Below are 18302 nucleotides of genomic sequence, written 5' to 3'. Positions count from 1 at the left end.
GATATGGCCTTTCTTATGATGGTCTTTGCTTCCAGTCTAGAGGTAATTTGAATTTACCCCAACAAGTTACTCCAAAACTCTGGCATAATTTATACCAAGGTCAGCCCATTCCTTTTGTTTGATTTTTAAGGCAGATTTGAAGCTTTCAAAATCCTTGTTTTCAATATTTGTCCAGCCTACTTCGGCATACGCCGCAATTCTGGGATAAGTTTGCCGTTCCACATCTTTATAGGTAGGGGTCCATTCAGTCCACATTTGACACCCCAACCCATAAATGTTGTCGTGGTATTTGGATTCCAACCCTTCTGGAATTGGATCAAACCCATATGCTTTTTCCAATGAAATGCTCTTGTAATTATAGTCAAGATAGGTATTGCTATGAAGGGAATTGACAATGCCATAGCCTTCTTGGGCGGCGCTGGTCGCCAAATCCAAATCGCCCTTCCAAAAATGTACCACGACGTTTTTGGCCAATTCAGTTTCAGCTTCTTCATCCAACTTTTTCTCCTCAAAATCCCCATGAATATTCTTTCCCATAATCTCATTCCATCCCATCATACGTCTACCATGTTGTTCTATAAACTTCGAAATTTTATTGGTGAAGGCTATTTGCAGGTCGGCCTCTGTTTTTATCCCATGCTCTTTCATATAGTCTTGAACGTGTTTTGATTCTTCCCAAACTTTGTAACCCACTTCGTCGCCACCAATATGGATTACTTCGGAAGGAAAGAGCTCAAAAAGCTCCAACAAGACATCTTTCACAAATTGCTCCACCTGAGGGTTGGTCACATCATAGTTGTCATAATGACGTCCAAATTTTACGGGTACATCAATGTCCTTACCGGCAGTACCCAGCCATGTATATGAAGCTATGGCGGCGCTGCTGTGCCCGGGAATTTCAAACTCCGGAATTACTGTAATGTTCCTTTCTGTAGCGTAAGCCACAAGCTCCTTGATCTGTTCCTGGGTATAAAATCCGCCATGGGGCTCGCCCGATAGTTTGCCACTTCCCCAGGTCTCGATTTCAGAATCGGTTCTGTGAGAACCCACTTCGGTAAGTTTGGGGTACTTTTTTATTTCGACCCGCCAACCGGCATCATCGGTCAAATGCCAGTGAAAAACATTCATTTTAAGCGATGCCATCTGATCCAATATTTGCTTTACAAAATCTGCTCCCTGAAAATAACGGGACTCGTCCAACATATAGGCTCTCCATCCAAATCGTGGTTCGTCGTTGATGGTAAGGGAGGGAATCAGCCATCGAGATTCGTCTGTGTCCTTCGTAAGCAATTGTTTCAAGGTCTCACTTCCATAGAAAAAGCCCGCAGTTGTACTTGCTGAGATTTTGATTCCCTTGGGAGATACATTTAATTGATAAGCTTCGTCCGCTAAATCTTGAACAAGGTCAAAAATGATATTTCCGTTGCCTGCAAAAAATACTTCAAGCTCTAAACCTGTTTTGGTTTGAAGATTCTTGGCTAGGTTTTGGGCAGTATTGGTGGCCATCTCATCAGAATATACGATAACCATTCCGTCCTCTAAACCAAAAGAATTTTCGGCTAGAACAATTTCGTTGGGCTGAGGTAGTAAACTGATTTCGGATGCTGAAAAACTACGATGTTTACGTACACATCCTGTTGTCAAAAGAAAGCATACAGCATAGAGAACAAACAGTCCCTTTGCTAGGTGGTTATTGATGTTCATTTTTTGGAATTAAAAATTATTGGTCTTTAAAAATAGTTATTTCGTTTGCAATATCCATTCCCTGGCGTTAATAAAAGCCTGAAGCCATGGCGAAACTGCATCGTTTCTATCCTTTGGATAATGCGCCCAGTTCCATGGGAAAGTGGAGCGTTCGATGTGCGGCATAGTTACCAAATGACGACCGGATTTATCGCAGAGCATGGCCGTATTAAAACTACTTCCATTTGGATTTGCAGGATAGGCATCATATCCGTATTTCGCGACGATGTCATAGTCTTTTTCGTCATGCGGAAGGTTGAACTTCCCTTCACCGTGTGAAATCCAGACACCTAATGTGGTTCCAGCAAGGGAGGAAAGCATGACCGAATTGTTCTCCTGAACCTTTACTGAGGTGAAATTGCTCTCGTGTTTCCCGGAATCATTGTAGGTCAATCTGCCATGGGTCTCGTGTTCTGGATTGATCAAATCCAGTTCCATGAACAACTGACAACCGTTGCATATGCCTACCGACAGGGTATCAGGACGGGCAAAGAAATCTTTTATAGCTTTGTTCGCCTTTTCGTTGTACTTGATGGCACCAGCCCAGCCTTTGGCGCTTCCCAAAACATCGGAGTTTGAAAAACCACCCACTGCACCGATAAACTGAATATCTTCCAAGGTTTCCCTGCCTGAAATCAAGTCTGTCATATGCACATCCTTTACATCAAAACCTGCCAAGTACATGGCGTTGGCCATTTCACGCTCGGAGTTACTCCCTTTTTCCCTAAGGATGGCAGCCTTTGGACGTTCGCCCGACAGCTCACGAGATGGTAATGATCCATCAAAACCCTTTGGGAAGGTATATTTAAGGGGTTGGTTCTTGTAGTTATCGTAGCGATCCTTCGCCAAATCGTTTGCGGTTTGCTTCTGATCCAATAGATAGGAGGTCTTAAACCAGGTATCTCGAAGCGAAGCGATGTTCAATCCGATTTCAATACCATTGTTTTGGATGTTCAGGCTTTCGTCGGAATTGACAGAACCTATTTTTTTGCAATCAATCCCTGCTTCGGCAAGTGTTTTTTCAACAGTATCATCTTTTGCTTGGAAAACCACTCCAGCATTCTCTGAGAACAAAAGTTTGATGATGTCCTGCTCTCCAAGATCGGACAAATCCAATGTTGCCCCTAGGTAGGTATCCGCAAAGCACATTTCCAACAATGTGGTTATCAATCCTCCTGAAGCTATATCGTGCCCAGCCAGGATCATATCATTCTTGATGAGCTCCTGAAGCGTATTGAAAACCAACGTAAAGTAGTTGGAATCCACAATTGTGGGAGTCTCATCACCAACAGCGTTCAATATCTGGGCAAATGAGGAACCGCCCAACTTAGCGTTGTCCTTTGAAATATTGATGTAATAAATGTCACCTGCATTTTTTTGAAGTACAGGTTCAACAACCTTGCTAATATTATTACAGTTCGCGGCCGCAGAGATGATCACGGTTCCTGGCGAAATAACATCACCATCCTTGTACTTTTGTTTCATGGAGAGCGAATCTTTACCCGTAGGGACATTTATCCCAAGTTCAATGGCAAAGTTTGACACTGCTTCAACGGCTTCGTACAATCTGGCATCCTCTCCTTCATTCTTGCAGGGCCACATCCAGTTTGCAGACAGGGAAACGGATTGCAAGTTATCTTTCAGGGGAGCCCATACAATATTGGTCAATGCTTCGGCAATACTGTTTCTACTTCCAGCGGATGGGTCAATTAATGCCGAAATGGGGGAGTGCCCAATACTGGTTGCGATTCCTTCTTTGCCTTTAAAATCAAGGGCCATAACACCGCAATTGTTCAATGGGAGTTGTAAAGGTCCGGCACATTGTTGCTTGGCAACATGACCCCCTACACATCGGTCAACTTTGTTGGTCAGCCAGTCTTTGCAGGCAACTGCTTCAAGCTGCAGCACTTGCTCCAGATAATCGTGGAAATACTCCAATGAATAGCTGCCTGAAGCGTAATTTCTTTGTACCGAAGTATCTTCCATTATGGTTTTTGGGGAACTTCCAAACATATCTGACAGTTCCAAATCCATTGGTTTTTCACCTGTTTTTTCTGAAGCGAAGGTAAATCGATGATCTCCTGTAACGGTTCCAACATCATACATCGGCGAACGCTCCCTGGCGGCCACACGGTCCAAAAGTTCCATGTCATTTTCTCCAATAACCAATCCCATACGCTCTTGGGATTCATTCCCGATGAGTTCTTTTGCCGAAAGTGTGGGGTCGCCAACAGGAAGTTTGTCCGTATTGATGACACCACCAGTTTCTTCAACCAATTCAGATAAACAGTTGAGGTGACCGCCGGCACCGTGATCGTGAATGGAAACTATGGGATTTGAGTGACTCTCAACCAGACCACGAATGGCGTTGGAAGCCCGTTTTTGCATCTCAGGATTGGAACGCTGCACGGCATTTAATTCGATTGCAGAGCTGAATTCCCCAGTATCCGCGCTGGAAACCGCTGCACCACCCATACCGATGCGGTAGTTGTCCCCACCTAAAATCACAATCTTGTCACCTTTATTTGGAGTGTCTTTCAATGCTTGTTGGGCCTTTCCATAGCCGATTCCACCTGCAAGCATAATAACTTTGTCAAAACCAAGGCGACGCGCTTCTTCTTCATGTTCAAAAGTCAGCACCGAACCAGAAATCAAGGGCTGACCGAATTTGTTTCCAAAATCAGAAGCTCCGTTCGAGGCCTTTATCAAAATATCCATTGGAGTTTGGTACAGCCATTCGCGCTCCTGCATTCCATTTTCCCATGGACGATTTTCTTCCAGACGTGAATACGAAGTCATGTAGACCGCTGTGCCAGCTAGAGGCAATGAACCTTTTCCGCCTGCCAATCTATCCCGAATTTCTCCTCCAGAACCTGTTGCAGCACCATTAAAGGGCTCCACAGTGGTAGGGAAATTATGTGTCTCAGCTTTTAGTGAGAGAACGGAATCAAATTCTTTTTCTTCGTAAAAATCAGGTTTGTCAGCGCTCTTTGGAGCAAACTGAACCGCTTTGGGGCCTTTGATGAAAGCTACATTGTCTTTGTAGGCCGAAACAATGTCATTCGGATTTTCCTCCGAGGTCTTTTTTATGAGTTTAAAAAGAGAAGTGGGTTTTTCCTGGCCATCGATGATAAAGGTGCCATTGAAAATTTTATGTCGACAATGTTCCGAATTGACCTGACTAAAACCAAAAACCTCAGAATCGGTTAACTTTCTCTCCAGCTTCGCTGAGAGGTTCTCCAAGTAGGCGATTTCATCAGCATTTAATGCAAGACCTTCCTGTTGATTATAGGCTGCTATGTCATCAATCTCCAGAATGGATTCTGGAACGATATCAATAGTAAAGATATCCTGGTTTAACCCATCGTACCTTTGAAAGAGCATGGGGTCGTAACCTTGGGAGCTTTCATCCACCGGATGGAACTCCTCAATCCGCAAGATTCCTTCCACACCCATATTCTGGGTTATTTCAGTCGCATTGGTACTCCAGGGCGTAATCATGGCGGCCCGTGGGCCAATAAAAAAGGCGTCAAGAGACGCCGAGTTTATCTTAGATTGGTTGCCGAACAACCATGTCAATTTTTTTATGTCTTCTGGAATAATTTCTTGAGCAGTCTGGACGGCAAATACTTTAGTTGCAACGTCCCCAAAGAAATGAATCATATCAGCTTAAATGTTGAACAGATTAAGAAAATGCAAATTTACGCTTTTAGGTTTGAATTTTATGACTCTTGGAAAACAGTTTTGAACCGATATTGTCAATAACTTCTATCGGTTGGCCAAAAGTGTTCAAACATCAAACCTTTTGATGGTTCTATCAATTAAATGCATGTTCGGGATTCAGAATATCTTATGTTGAAAAGACAATAAAAATTATGAATGAGCCAGAACCTAAAAAACAAGGAAGGTCAACAACGGGAAAAGCATTTTCAAACAGATGGTATTTTTCACTGGCGTTCCTCTTTGTGATTGCGCTATTGTATTATTTGGGATTTGATGAGGACAGGGAGTGGGTTAATTTCTTTAGACTATTATTGAAAAGATTTTTTAGCAGTTTATAGGAGGTGAATAGGGTTTTGGTAAGAATGAATCAACGATTGCCCATTGAAAATTGATGATTGTTTCATTGTCTTTTTAGAAGTGCCATATAAAAACCATCATAACCACTTTCTGAGGCGAAGACATTTTGCTCTTTGACCAATTCAAACCCTTTTCCATTTTCCGATTCGAGAAAGGATTTCACCTGCTCCGTATTTTCTTGAGGTAGAATAGAACAGGTTGCATAGACCATTTGCCCTCCCTTTTTTACCATTTTACTATAGTTTTGGAGAATATCTTGCTGGACACCCATGATACGGTCCACAAACTGAGGCTCCAACTTCCATTTGGTGTCTGGATTCCGTCTGATCACACCCAAACCGGAACAGGGAGCATCCAGTAAAAGTCGATCTACGCTGTTATGTAGTTTTTTGATGATTTTGGTGGAATCGATTACGCGGGTTTCCACATTATGGACGCCATTTCTCCGTGTTCGCTTTTTAAGTTTTTTCAATTTACTTTCATAGATATCCAAAGCGATGAGCTGACCTTTGTTTTCCATCTGCGATGCCAAATGAAGGGTTTTGCCACCAGCGCCGGCGCAGGCGTCAACCACACGCTGCCCAGGCTTTACCTCCAAAAATGGGGCTACCAACTGGGACGAAGCATCCTGAACTTCAAAATAACCATTTTTAAATGCCTCCGTCGTAAAAACGTTTTTACGCTCCTTGAGTTTCAATGCATCAGGACTGCCCTTGATCTCGATGGTTTCAATTTCGTTCTCGGCAAGCAAAGTTTGAAGTTGTCTTTTTTGAATCTTAAGGGTATTTACCCTCAGAATAACTTCGGCCTGTTTGTTCAGCGCTGCAATTTCCTTGGTCCAAAGTTTATTTCCCAAAGATTGCTCTCCCAATGCATCAAGCCAATCCGGAATGGATTCCCTGAATTTTCGAATCTTTGAAAGCTCATCAAACCTTCCTTTTATTCGACGTTCTGGAGTGCCTTCCAACTGTTTCCAATCTGGTATTCTGATGCCCCGAAGCACGCACCAAACAGCAAACAATCGAAATAAATGTGGCCTGGAGTAGGGTTCATGAACTTCCGCTATTTCCGCATAGAGACGTTTCCAACGAACGATGTCATAAGTGGTTTCAGCAATAAAACCCCTGTCGCGCGCACCCCAGCGTTTATCATAACGCAGTACTTTTTCAATGACCTTATCCGCATATTCATTTTCGTTGAAGATAAGATGAAGCGCATCAATAACAGCAAAAACCAGATTCCTATGTAAACGCATCCCAAAAATTTAAGGATTGCAAAGGTATGGTTTCTAATAAGATTCCAATTACATTTGGGCAAAGCTGTTTTTACATGAAATATGGACTGATTTTCGGAGCATTGTTGATTATTGGATGCACAACAAAGGAAAAACCTATTCAGTACTCCCAAGTTGCAATTGAAACTGTTTTCCGGGATTCGGTTAGCATTCGCGCCATTGAATACCTAGATGCCAATACGCTTGCGTTTGCAGGCAGTGATGGTATCTATGGAACGGTTGATGTGCGAACCAATAAGGTCAGGAGCAATATTCAGCGGCACGATACCATAGTGCCCGCCTTTAGGGCCGTGGCGCATACCAATTCGGATTTCTTTATGCTATCGATAGCTAATCCAGCTTTGTTGTATAAAACGGGGGATACGGGTAAAATGGAATTGGTCTACAAAGAAGAGGATGAAAATGTCTTTTATGATGCCATGAGGTTTTGGAACGATTTGGAAGGAATAGCCGTGGGAGACACCATGGATGGCTGCCTTTCAATCATTATAACCAGGGATGGTGGCAAAAATTGGGATAAGCTACCTTGTTCACAATTACCAAAGTCTTTGGAAGGTGAAGGAGCATTCGCAGCGAGTAACACCAATATTGATATCGTTGGTGACAAGGCTTGGATTGGCACCTCGGCGGGAAATATATATTTCTCTGCGGACAAAGGTAAAACCTGGGAGGTAAGCCAAACACCGATTGTAAAGGACAAACCTACAGAAGGGATTTATTCCATTGATTTTTATGATGAGAATTTGGGCTTTGCCATTGGAGGAGATTATACCGGCCCCGACTCAAACAGTAAAAACAAAATTATTACCAAGGATGGCGGTAGCACATGGGAACTGATCGCTGATGGAATGGAACCCAATTATAAAAGTTGTGTGCAGTTTGTTCCTGGAGCCCAAGGGCAAACAATGGTAGCCGTTGGTTTCACAGGCATTTCTTGCTCCAATGACCAAGGTGTCCATTGGCAAAAACTAAGTGATGAAGGGTTCTACACTATTCGGTTTTTAAACGATTCCGTGGCCTATGCAGCAGGAAGGCATAAGATTTCCAAACTAGTATTCAAATAAAAAAGAGCGGCATTTGCCGCTCTTTTTTTGACTAACAACTAACCTAACCAACTAAACATTTACTACTATGTAGTGTCTTCCAGTTTTTTTGTACCAAATACCTCGGTACTTATATAATTTTCTTCCGTTGACCACAACCACTTTTCTTGCTCTTGGCAATCTTCTGACTTTGATTCCGGTTGGAGCGGCGCAGACTACATAACGCTTACCTCTTGCTTTATACCACACGCCATCGGCAAAGTAGAAATTGGTCCTTTGGTGTACCACAATCTTGGGTTTGGTTATTTTGGTCACAACTGTGCCGTGTTTCGGATATACCTTGACTACTGTTCGTTGGGCATTTACGGATAACATTGTACCTAGAAGTGCTATTACGAACACTATTGTTTTCAAACTTTTCATAACGTAGATTTTTATGGTTTATAGTTCTTTGACCCTGGTTTTGGAAGAAGGTTTAATGAAAAAAGGAGCCTTTTGGCTCCTTTTTACTGTAATTCGTCGAAACTAGGACTATCCTCCACCTTTTCGTTTGCGCATTTGTTGAAGTAAGCGACGTTTAAAATCTTCTTCCGCCTTTAACAGCAATACCGTTTTCTTGGGTGAAAGAACTTTCCTGATTTTGGAGATAAAATCTTGTTCAGCTGCATGTTTTTCTTTTTGGATAAGAAGGAACTTGTCCAAAAGAGATGAAGACTCTTCATCGGATAAATCCTGAATCATAGATATTTGGGACCGAAGCTCAAAGCGTTCTTTTTTACGGATGGCTTCCAAAGTTTCCTCGTACTCATTGTATATTGGCCAAAACGATTGTGCCTCTTTAGAGGTGAGTCCAACCCGTTCGGTTATAAAGGCGACCTTCAATGTCTTAATTCGGTTTCTAGCAGGGCCTTGGGCGTAAAACCATGAGGTCCCCATGAAACAAACCAACAGTATAAGTAGCTTTTTATTCATAATCATCGTAATCTAAATTTAAATCTTCAATATCCTCTACATTTTCATCTAAATATTCCAAGATGTTCTCCTCTTCAAGTTGATTTTCCAAAACATCGTTCAAGGTAAGCTCGTCGATAGCCACAACTTCAGCCAACTCATAGGAACTAAAGCCCAGTTCTGTATTGTCCAAATAAGCATCGATCTCCGCAGAGGCCAAATCCTCAAACGCAACCGGTGTGGATGTTTTCCAGTTCAACCCAAAAACCAAAAGGAACACTGCTGCTATGGCGGCGGCACTGTAATAGAAGTTTTTATAAGATTTTAGTTGGATAACCCGAGGTTCTTTAAGGTCAATTTTGGATAAGACTTTTTCTTGTACTTGTTCGAAATACGCTTCGGGTACACTAAACCCATCCGATTTTGGTATGATCGATGCTTCCTGCCCACTTTCTTGCTGATTGATTTTATCCATGAGTCGATCATGGAAACTATCAAAATAGCCCTCTGGGGTTTTGAAATTATTTTCTTTATCCTTTCCCATCTTTTTTGGTTAGACAGTCAGACCACATAAAGGTTTAATCTGCCTTAAGATACGTTTCAATTTTCTTTACGGCCAAATGGTACGAAGCTTTTAATGCCCCGACCGATGTTTCCAATACTTCCGAAATTTCGTCATACTTCATTTCCTGATAGTATTTCATGGTAAACACCAATTTTTGTTTGTCGGGAAGTGTAGCCAGTGCTTTTTGTAATTTTAGCTGGATTTCACTTCCTTCAAAATACACATCGGATTGCAGGTTTTCAATCATTGCTGTTTTAAGTTCTTCATCACTGACCCCCAATTTTTTTGATTTCTGTTTCAAAAAAGTCAGTGATTCGTTGGTAGCTATGCGGTACATCCATGAGTATAGCTTACTGTCTCCTTTAAAACCTTCAATATTGCGATACACCTTTATAAATGTGTTTTGCAACACATCATCTGCATCATCATGATTTAAAACAATCCTTCGTATATGCCAATACAACCGCTCTTTGTAGGTATTGACCAATACCTCAAAGGCCCGTGCTTGGCTTTCTTTTTGTTTTAGCTCGTTGACTAAGGTTTCCTCAGCAATCAAATGTTTCTACATTTTGGTGCTATGACTACGAAGGTAACGAAAGGTTTAATGGGTTTATTTGGTTTTGGGATCAATCAGGAGCCAAAAGATTGCATCTCTACCAATTTTTTGTAGCTTTTTTTGGATTTCATCAGTTCCTCATGAGTGCCTTGTTCCACAATCTTTCCTTTACTGAGCACCACAATGGAATCTGCATTTTGAATAGTGGACAATCGATGCGCAATGACGATGGAAGTGCGATTTTGCATCATTTTTTCAAGCGCGTCTTGCACCAAGCGCTCACTCTCGGTGTCCAAAGCCGAGGTAGCTTCGTCAAGAATCATAATAGGAGGATTCTTGAGCACTGCCCTTGCAATCGAAAGTCGTTGTTTTTGACCTCCACTGAGTTTGTTTCCACCGTCACCAATGTTGGTATTGTATCCTTCAGGTAGTTCCATGATAAAATCATGTGCATTGGCCACCTTGGCTGCTGCTACGATCTCATCTTCCGAAGCATTTTCTTTTCCCAGACCAATATTATTTTTTACCGTATCGTTGAACAGAATGGAATCTTGAGTCACCAATCCCATCAAGCCTCTTAAGGATTTTTTGGTAATGTCCTTGATATTGGTGCCATCAATGGAAATTTCACCTTGATTGACATCATAAAAGCGGGTGGCCAGATTTGCGATGGTGCTTTTCCCACTTCCAGATTGCCCAACTAAGGCCACGGTATGCCCCTTTTTGACCTCCAAATTAAAATTCTCCAGAACGTAGTCATCCTCATATTTGAATGAAACGTTTTGAAAAGAGACATTTGAGGTTAATCCAGTTTTGTCGATGGCATTTTCAGCATCAGAAATTGGATTGGTGGTATCCAAAATATCAAAGATGCGTTCAGCGGACGCATTCCCTTTTTTAATATTGTAATTTACCGTTGTAATGGCTTTAACGGGATTTATTATGGTATAAAAAAGCCCTATATAGCCCATAAATTCCTGGGGTGAAAGTGTACTTTGGTTACCCAATACCAAACTTCCACCATACCAGAGCACGGTGATTACAACGGCTACACCCAGAAATTCACTAAATGGAGATGCCAGGCCTTTGCGCTGTAATACAGCAATCATTATTTTTTTGAATCTAGAAGTTGATTCGGTAAACTTTTCAGTTAATCTACTCTCGGCATTAAAGCCCTTGATAATTTTTAACCCTCCTAAAGTCTCTTCAATAAAGGATAAAAACACCCCTGTTTCTTTTTGTGCTTCTAGAGATTGAGCCTTTAGTTTTTTTCCGACTATGGAAATCAAAAATCCTGCTATGGGAAGAAAGATGAAAACAAATAAAGTGAGTTGGGCGCTAATGGCCAACATGGAAATCAACACAATTACAATGGTAATGGGCTCCCTGGCCAATGCCTCTAACGAATTGATGATAGAGTTTTCTACTTCTTTTACATCGGAAGTCATCCGAGCCAGCAAATCACCTTTTCGAGCTTCGGAAAAGTAACCTAAGGGCAAATCGAGGGTTTTTAGATATAACTTATCTTGAATGTCCTTGACCATGCCGGTTCTCAGATAGGCAAGCACATACATGGCCGCATAGCGGAAGAAGTTTTTCAAAAAGAAGATAACGATACTGGCAATACAGATGAAAACCAATGCAGCAACAGGACCTTCGTTGTCCACTTTAACAGTTAGAAAGTAATTCAGGGAACCTTCAAGGTACTCTTTAAGGTTGCCCATCCCCTCATAAACTGGGGCTTTTTCAACTTTCTCTTGAGTTCCAAATAGAATTCCAAGGGTTGGGATAAAAATAATTATCGACAATACATTGAAAATCGAATAGAGGATATTAAATAGGATATTTAGAAAACCATATTTGCGGTAAGGCACCGCAAATCGGAGAATCTTTTTAAAGTAATTCATTCAGCTACAAATTCAATTCGGAAAGGATTCCTTTAATTTTGGTATCCAACTGCGAATTTACGGATTTAAAATCTGCAGCTTTCTCCAATGCAGTATTTGTGGTGATGTAGAATTTCACCTTTGGTTCTGTCCCGCTAGGTCTGGCAGCGATTCGGGTACCATCCTCCGTTTCATAAATCAACACGTTGGATTTGGGTAAGTTGATAATCTTTTCCTCTCCTGTCTGGACATTTTTAGCAATGGAGGTATTGTAGTCCTCTATCCAAACCACTTTAGAACCTTGCACCGATTCTACCGGATTTTCTTTGAAGTCGATAAGCATTTGCTTGATTTCTTCAGCGCCACTAATCCCTTTTTTGGTCAAGGAGATCAAATGTTCCTTGTAGAAACCAAAGCTTACATAGCTATCGATAAGCTCTTTATAAAAAGAACTTCCGTTTGCTTTGGCATCAGCGGCAACTTCACAGGCCAATAGGGTAGAGGTGACAGCATCCTTATCACGGACAAAATCCCCGACCATATAACCAAAACTTTCTTCACCTCCTCCGATAAAGGTGGAATTTGGAAAATCCTTGATCATTTGACCAATCCATTTGAATCCTGTTAGGGCAGTCTTGAATTCCACACCATAGGTCTTGGCCATCTGTTCCACCATTGGGGTAGAAACTATAGTTGTGGCCACGAATTCGTTTCCTTGAAATCCTTTTTTCTTATGTTGGTCCAACAGGAATTTGGTCATTAGCACCATGGTTTGGTTACCGTTCAGCAACTCCATTTCACCCTCCAAATTCCGAACAGCTATTCCTAAGCGGTCACTGTCTGGATCGGTTCCCACGACCATGTCGGCCCCAATTTCTTCCGCCTTTTTAATGGCCATTTTTAAGGCTTCGGGCTCTTCGGGATTGGGAGATTCAACCGTGGGGAATGCACCATCGGGTTTTGCCTGTTCTTCTATGATGGTCACATTGTGGTACCCGGCTCGTTTCAGCACTTCTGGTATTGCCGTGATGGAGGTACCGTGCAACGAAGTGAATACAATTTTAAAATCATCCTTGCCTTTGGCGCCAAAACTACCTTTGGCTACAGAAGCTTCAAAGAAGGCTTCATCCACATCCTTATCAATTAATTGGATAAGACTCTCATCGGCATTGAACCTGATATCTTCAAACGAAAGCGAGTTGATTTCCGCAATGATCTCGCCATCTTCTGGGGGTACAATTTGTCCTCCATCAGTCCAGTACACCTTGTATCCGTTATATTCTGGAGGATTGTGCGAAGCGGTCAACACGATTCCGGCGTGACAGCCTAAATGACGAACAGCGAAGGATAATTCCGGTGTTGTCCGTAATTCTGAAAAGAGAAAGACTTTGATACCATTGGCAGCAAAAACTTTGGAAACCGTTTTGGCCAAGGTGTCCGAGTTGTGTCGGCAATCATAAGCGATGACCACCTTAATTTCTTCTCCGGAATATGTCTTTTTTAGGTAATTGCTGAGTCCCTGTGTGTTTTTGCCAAGGGTATATTTATTGATTCTGTTGGTCCCAACGCCCATTACACCTCGCATTCCACCAGTCCCGAACTCAAGGTCTTTGTAAAACCGCTCTTTAAGCTCCTCCGGGTCGTTGTCTATTAAGTCTTGTACTTCTTTTTTGGTTTCTGAATCGAAAAAATCTGTAAGCCAAGTTTGGGCATTTGAGGTAATGGAAACCATTTAAATGTGATTAGAGATTAGAATTAGGTTGTAAAATTACATCAGAATGTCTGAAAATATCAACATGAATATAGGGTTTTTGATTCCATTTGTAAAAAAGAACAGTGGTATATCGATGATCTTTATCCCGAATCATGTTTTTTTGGTAAATTTCTGCCTTATGAGGGTTTTGATAGCTATTATAACGCTCCTCTTTGTGTCAGATATGTATTCGCAAAGAGAAGCGGCAAATTGGTATTTTGGTACTTTTGCCGGGCTCGATTTTAATTCAGGTACCCCACAGCCTCTTTTGGATGGTCAAATACGTACTGCCGAAGGTTGTGAAACATTTTCAGATGCCAATGGCAACCTGTTGTTTTATACGGAGGGGAATACGGTTTGGAATCGTTTTCATGAGGTAATGCCCAATGGTGGTGGCTTGGGGGGGAGTTTTTCCACCACTCAATCAGCTCTCGTGGTCCCTAACCCTTCCAACTCCAACATTTATTACATTTTTACCCCGGACGATGCATTGGTTTATATGTTGGGTGGTTCCAACGGGTTTAACTACTCCACAGTGAATATGGCATTGGATGGTGGCAAGGGAGATGTTACCACCAAGAACTTCGATTTATTGCCCCAAAGCTCCGAAAAAGTGTCAGCAGTATTGGGGCCTACGGGTGATTTCTATTGGGTAATAACCCATTATAGAGATTCGTTTTATGCCTATCGTGTGGATGGTGCTGGTGTCAATACTACTCCGGTAATGTCCAGAATAGGTCCGTTGATTGATAATATGGATAATATAAGAGGAGCCATGAAAATCTCTCCAAATGGAGAAAAACTTGCAGTGGCCCACACCATTCTTAGCCCAGTCTTTGCCTCAAGTCTTTATCTTTTCGACTTCAATACGGCTACTGGGGTAGTTAGCAATGGGACTTCCATCGGAGATGACAGGGTCTACTATGGTGTTGAGTTTTCTTCCGATTCGTCCATGCTTTATGCTAGCGGCAAAAGGATAGCTGTAGATGGAGGTGAGGTTTCCCTTAAAGAACTAGAGATTGCACAGTTTGATTTGACCCAGAATGATATTCAGGGATCCGAATATATCGTACAGACCTTTCCTGGTGAGGATGGGGTAAGTATTTCTGGAAACCTCCAAATTGCCATCGATAAAAAAATCTATCATGCTGTACCAAATGAAAATTTATCGGTTATTCGGACTCCAAACCTAAGGGGTATTGATTGTGATTTTAGGGCATTTGGAGTGGATTTGGGTGCCCGTTCCGCAACATACGGCTTACCGCCTTTTGTGCAGTCTTTTTTTGAGACCATTGTTACCATCGAAAACTTTTGTGAGGGGGAAACAACTACTTTCACAACGGATTCAGGCCAAAATGTAGCATCGATACAATGGGATTTTGGGGACCCTGCTTCCGGGGCATCAAATTATTCGTCGCAACTGAACACAACCCATGTGTTTTCAGCACCTGGCACATACACGGTGACCATAGATGTTTCATTTGTCAACGGCCCATCAAAGACATTTCTGGAATTTGTTGAGATTGCGGAAGTGCCGAATGCTCAAAGTCGGGTTACCCTTGTTCAGTGTGATGTCGATGGTATTGATGATGGTCTATCGTTGTTCAATCTTAATGAAGCAATAACCCTGTATGCCAATGGTAATCCTGATATGAATGGATTATTTTTTGAGAGTTTATCGGATGCACAGAACAATGTCAATCATTTGGACCCAATTGGATATGCCAATAATACCAATGGGCAGATGATTTATGCCCGGGCCTTTGAAAATGCGGAATGTTTCACCATAGTTGAAGTGGTGTTGGAAGTTCAACCGCTCTCTGATTTGGGCTTCTATGATGATTTTGTTTTTTGTGCAAGTGAGGAAATTTTATTGGCAATTACGATTGATTCTTCCCTGGCTTGGGAGTTTTTGAGAGGGGATTTTCCGACCAGTGATGCAATTTACCTTTATGGGACAAAAGAGGATGCGTTACTTGAACAGAATCAATTGGCTTTGGAAGAAAGAGTTTTTGGGCCATTGAACGAGTTGGCCTATTATTTTAGGATTGAGGATGGTAATTCATGCGAATTTATCGGAAGATTGGGAATAGAAATTATTCAAGTACCGGATTTTGAAAGCACCGTTACAGCTTCCCTGTGCAATGGGGAAACAGTTTTGATGGCTCCGGAAGGTTATGTAAATTATGAATGGTCTCCAGGATTGACGGGAGGACAAAGTTTACAAGTAAATCAAACTGGGGAATACTCTGTTACCTTTTCCAACGCCCAGTGTGAATATTCGCAAACATTTCTTGTAGATGAGAGGGATGTGAATAACCTTCAGAATATAGAAATAAGGGATTTCCAGAAGACTAATGAGGTGGTTATCCATATGGAGAATGAACAGGAAGACATCCGGTTTTCCATGGATGGCGGAAATACGTTTCAGCAATCCAACCATTTTGTTGGATTGAACCCTGGTATATATGATTTAGAGGTGGATCTGGGCTGTACCATTTTGGAAGACACTGTCATTGTAGGGGGACTTCCTCCCTTTTTTACTCCTAATAATGATGGTTTCAACGATATTTGGACTTTGCCAAATGATGATTTTTTTCCAAACTTCAACATAAGCATCTTTGACCGTTATGGAAAGATCTTGGGGGCTTTTAACGATGCCGATAAAGGTTGGGATGGTAATTTTAATAATCAACCCATGCCTTCTGATGATTATTGGTACAAATTAGAATTGGAACAAGGGCGTTTGATAACAGGATATTTTACGCTCAAGCGTTAAAGATTGAGGGTAGAGTGGATTTTATAGCCCAAATTTGTTTTTTTACTTCTAACAATAATTTCTCCTATAAATCCAGCCAAAAACAATTGTGATCCAATGAGCATTGCGGTCAAAGCGATATAAAATTGGGGACGATCGGTTATTAGTCTACCAGTTTTGTTGATATAAAGTTTATCTACTCCCAAATAGATGGAAAAACCGAAACCAACTATAAACATGAGCACACCCAAAGCTCCGAACAAATGCATGGGTTGTCGCCCAAATTTTGATACAAACCAGATGGTGATCAAGTCCAAAAAACCGTTGATGAATCGTTCGGCACCAAACTTGGTGTTACCATATTTTCTGGCTTGATGTTGTACCACTTTCTCGGTAATCTTCGAAAAACCGGCATTTTTGGCCAATACAGGAATATACCTGTGCATATCACCAGACACTTCAATACTTTTTATCACCTCATTTTTATAGGCCTTCAACCCGCAATTAAAATCGTGAAGTTTTAGTCCCGATGTCCTCCTAGCGGCCCAATTAAAAAGCTTTGAGGGGATATTTTTGGTAATAATGGAGTCGTATCGTTTCTTCTTCCATCCAGAAACAATATGGTTTCCTTCTTCGGTGACCAGCTTATATAGTTCGGGTATTTCTTCCGGATTGTCCTGCAGATCTGCATCCATAGTGATTACCACCTCACCCTGGGCAGCTTTGAAACCGGCATGCAGTGCCTGGGATTTTCCAAAATTCTTTAAAAACCTAATCCCTTTGACATTGCTATTGGAATCGGACAATGTTTCAATGGTATGCCAAGAACCATCAGTGCTACCGTCATCAATAAAGATTATCTCATATAAAAAATGATTGGATTGCATAACCTGTGCAATCCAATCATGAAGTTCTTTGAGCGATTCTTGTTCGTTAAGTAACGGAATTACAACGGAAATCTGCATTGTCTATTTCTGGAATTCCCTTCAAAAGTAGTATTTTTTGGTTTAGTAGGCAGGTTTGGCCTTTTTCAAAATTAAACCGGATATAAGTCCTAAAACAAGACCAATAAGAACATTTATGATAAGAATAAATGGATATCCCATCCACCAATACTTAATGCTCTGTTCCTTTTGCGTATTGAACTGTTCTTGGGTAATCTCTCCGCTTTCAAGAGCGGGGCCTAATCGGGCATCCATTATTTTCGAAGGTGCATCGGGGTCTATATAATTGATTAGCACTAGATTATAAACTATTGCGATAATTGCTGATATCAGTGCTATCCCAGCTCCAATTTTTAAGGCTTCTCCCAAACTTAGGTAACCTCCATTGGCCTTCTTGAAATTTGAAATACCCAAAAAAGTTATAACGGCAGCTAGAACTATACCGATTATCATAATAGCAGGACTCTGCGAAGTATGCATGTCCTGAGTGTATAACATTATCCCAAAGACAATGCTTATACCACCAAGGATTAATCCATAATTCAGGGAAAATTTCCCGGTTTTTGGCTGATTTTCTTCCATTTTGTCTAAATTTTAGAGTTGATTGTTGCTTGTTAGTGAGACAGTTGGTTATTTTGTTACAGATAAAAATAGATTTTTTCTTTTTTAATGATTTTAAGTTGTCAATATCCAATAAATCATTAAATTTGCACCTCGAAAATTCTGAGA

Annotated in this window: 13 protein-coding genes; 2 read left to right on the top strand and 11 right to left on the bottom strand. The window is 41.4% G+C overall.

Translation table 11 applies throughout. The annotated features are described in order from the left end of the window. Positions 1-66 precede the first annotated feature (66 nt). The 3 genes from ACULLH_RS07755 to ACULLH_RS07745 form a co-directional block, all read right to left on the bottom strand. Complete coding sequence (locus ACULLH_RS07755) at positions 67-1704, bottom strand: beta-N-acetylhexosaminidase (protein WP_454088171.1); 1638 nt, start codon at positions 1702-1704, stop codon at positions 67-69. Positions 1705-1740: 36 nt separating this feature from the next. Then, positions 1741-5406 (bottom strand): phosphoribosylformylglycinamidine synthase, encoded by a 3666-nt coding sequence (purL, locus tag ACULLH_RS07750; protein WP_454088170.1) that lies wholly within the window; start codon positions 5404-5406, stop codon positions 1741-1743. Positions 5407-5866: 460 nt separating this feature from the next. Then, on the bottom strand, positions 5867-7078 hold the full coding sequence (locus ACULLH_RS07745) for an RsmB/NOP family class I SAM-dependent RNA methyltransferase (RefSeq protein WP_454088169.1): 1212 nt from the start codon (positions 7076-7078) through the stop codon (positions 5867-5869). Positions 7079-7152: 74 nt separating this feature from the next. Between ACULLH_RS07745 and ACULLH_RS07740 the strand changes: the two genes are divergently transcribed. After that, complete coding sequence (locus tag ACULLH_RS07740) at positions 7153-8181, top strand: WD40/YVTN/BNR-like repeat-containing protein (protein ID WP_454088168.1); 1029 nt, start codon at positions 7153-7155, stop codon at positions 8179-8181. 51 nt (positions 8182-8232) lie between these two features. Here the strand turns inward: ACULLH_RS07740 and ACULLH_RS07735 are convergent, their stop codons facing one another. From ACULLH_RS07735 to ACULLH_RS07710, 6 genes are all read right to left on the bottom strand, one after another. Next, complete coding sequence (locus tag ACULLH_RS07735; protein WP_454088167.1) at positions 8233-8583, bottom strand: DUF6515 family protein; 351 nt, start codon at positions 8581-8583, stop codon at positions 8233-8235. Between the two features lie 108 nt (positions 8584-8691). Next, on the bottom strand, positions 8692-9132 hold the full coding sequence (locus tag ACULLH_RS07730) for a hypothetical protein (protein WP_454088166.1): 441 nt from the start codon (positions 9130-9132) through the stop codon (positions 8692-8694). Next, positions 9125-9655 (bottom strand): hypothetical protein, encoded by a 531-nt coding sequence (locus ACULLH_RS07725; RefSeq protein ID WP_454088165.1) that lies wholly within the window; start codon positions 9653-9655, stop codon positions 9125-9127. The genes ACULLH_RS07730 and ACULLH_RS07725 overlap by 8 nt, the downstream gene beginning before the upstream one ends. 34 nt (positions 9656-9689) lie before the next feature. Continuing rightward, a complete protein-coding gene (locus ACULLH_RS07720) occupies positions 9690-10232 on the bottom strand; it encodes an RNA polymerase sigma factor (protein WP_454088164.1) in 543 nt (180 codons plus the stop codon). A 74-nt stretch (positions 10233-10306) separates the two neighbouring features. Then, the gene (locus ACULLH_RS07715; RefSeq protein ID WP_454088163.1) at positions 10307-12139 is read right to left on the bottom strand and encodes an ABC transporter ATP-binding protein; all 1833 of its coding nucleotides are present in this window, start codon (positions 12137-12139) and stop codon (positions 10307-10309) included. Between the two features lie 4 nt (positions 12140-12143). Then, on the bottom strand, positions 12144-13850 hold the full coding sequence (locus ACULLH_RS07710; protein WP_454088162.1) for a phospho-sugar mutase: 1707 nt from the start codon (positions 13848-13850) through the stop codon (positions 12144-12146). A gap of 160 nt (positions 13851-14010) precedes the next feature. Here ACULLH_RS07710 and ACULLH_RS07705 point away from each other — a divergent pair, with 160 nt between their 5' ends. Continuing rightward, positions 14011-16650, top strand: coding sequence for a T9SS type B sorting domain-containing protein (locus tag ACULLH_RS07705; RefSeq protein WP_454088161.1), 2640 nt, complete (start codon positions 14011-14013; stop codon positions 16648-16650). Here ACULLH_RS07705 and ACULLH_RS07700 read toward each other — a convergent pair. Continuing rightward, positions 16647-17594 (bottom strand): glycosyltransferase family 2 protein, encoded by a 948-nt coding sequence (locus ACULLH_RS07700; protein ID WP_454088160.1) that lies wholly within the window; start codon positions 17592-17594, stop codon positions 16647-16649. The genes ACULLH_RS07705 and ACULLH_RS07700 overlap by 4 nt on opposite strands. A 42-nt stretch (positions 17595-17636) precedes the next feature. Continuing rightward, positions 17637-18155 (bottom strand): DUF4199 domain-containing protein, encoded by a 519-nt coding sequence (locus ACULLH_RS07695; protein WP_454088159.1) that lies wholly within the window; start codon positions 18153-18155, stop codon positions 17637-17639. Between the last annotated feature and the right edge of the window lie 147 nt (positions 18156-18302).

This window comes from Flagellimonas sp. 2504JD4-2, assembly GCF_053642935.1.
This window is presented reverse-complemented; position numbering and strand designations above follow the sequence as displayed.

What these genes read in the sequence shown, in the direction of transcription:
- ACULLH_RS07700 (WP_454088160.1), bottom strand. Translation starts at nt 17,594, where the DNA reads ATGCAGATTTCCGTTGTAATTCCGTTACTTAACGAACAAGAATCGCTC.
- purL (WP_454088170.1), bottom strand. Translation starts at nt 5,406, where the DNA reads ATGATTCATTTCTTTGGGGACGTTGCAACTAAAGTATTTGCCGTCCAG.
- ACULLH_RS07745 (WP_454088169.1), bottom strand. Translation starts at nt 7,078, where the DNA reads ATGCGTTTACATAGGAATCTGGTTTTTGCTGTTATTGATGCGCTTCAT.
- ACULLH_RS07755 (WP_454088171.1), bottom strand. Translation starts at nt 1,704, where the DNA reads ATGAACATCAATAACCACCTAGCAAAGGGACTGTTTGTTCTCTATGCT.
- ACULLH_RS07730 (WP_454088166.1), bottom strand. Translation starts at nt 9,132, where the DNA reads ATGAATAAAAAGCTACTTATACTGTTGGTTTGTTTCATGGGGACCTCA.
- ACULLH_RS07710 (WP_454088162.1), bottom strand. Translation starts at nt 13,850, where the DNA reads ATGGTTTCCATTACCTCAAATGCCCAAACTTGGCTTACAGATTTTTTC.
- ACULLH_RS07715 (WP_454088163.1), bottom strand. Translation starts at nt 12,139, where the DNA reads ATGAATTACTTTAAAAAGATTCTCCGATTTGCGGTGCCTTACCGCAAA.
- ACULLH_RS07740 (WP_454088168.1), top strand. Translation starts at nt 7,153, where the DNA reads ATGAAATATGGACTGATTTTCGGAGCATTGTTGATTATTGGATGCACA.
- ACULLH_RS07705 (WP_454088161.1), top strand. Translation starts at nt 14,011, where the DNA reads ATGAGGGTTTTGATAGCTATTATAACGCTCCTCTTTGTGTCAGATATG.
- ACULLH_RS07695 (WP_454088159.1), bottom strand. Translation starts at nt 18,155, where the DNA reads ATGGAAGAAAATCAGCCAAAAACCGGGAAATTTTCCCTGAATTATGGA.
- ACULLH_RS07735 (WP_454088167.1), bottom strand. Translation starts at nt 8,583, where the DNA reads ATGAAAAGTTTGAAAACAATAGTGTTCGTAATAGCACTTCTAGGTACA.
- ACULLH_RS07725 (WP_454088165.1), bottom strand. Translation starts at nt 9,655, where the DNA reads ATGGGAAAGGATAAAGAAAATAATTTCAAAACCCCAGAGGGCTATTTT.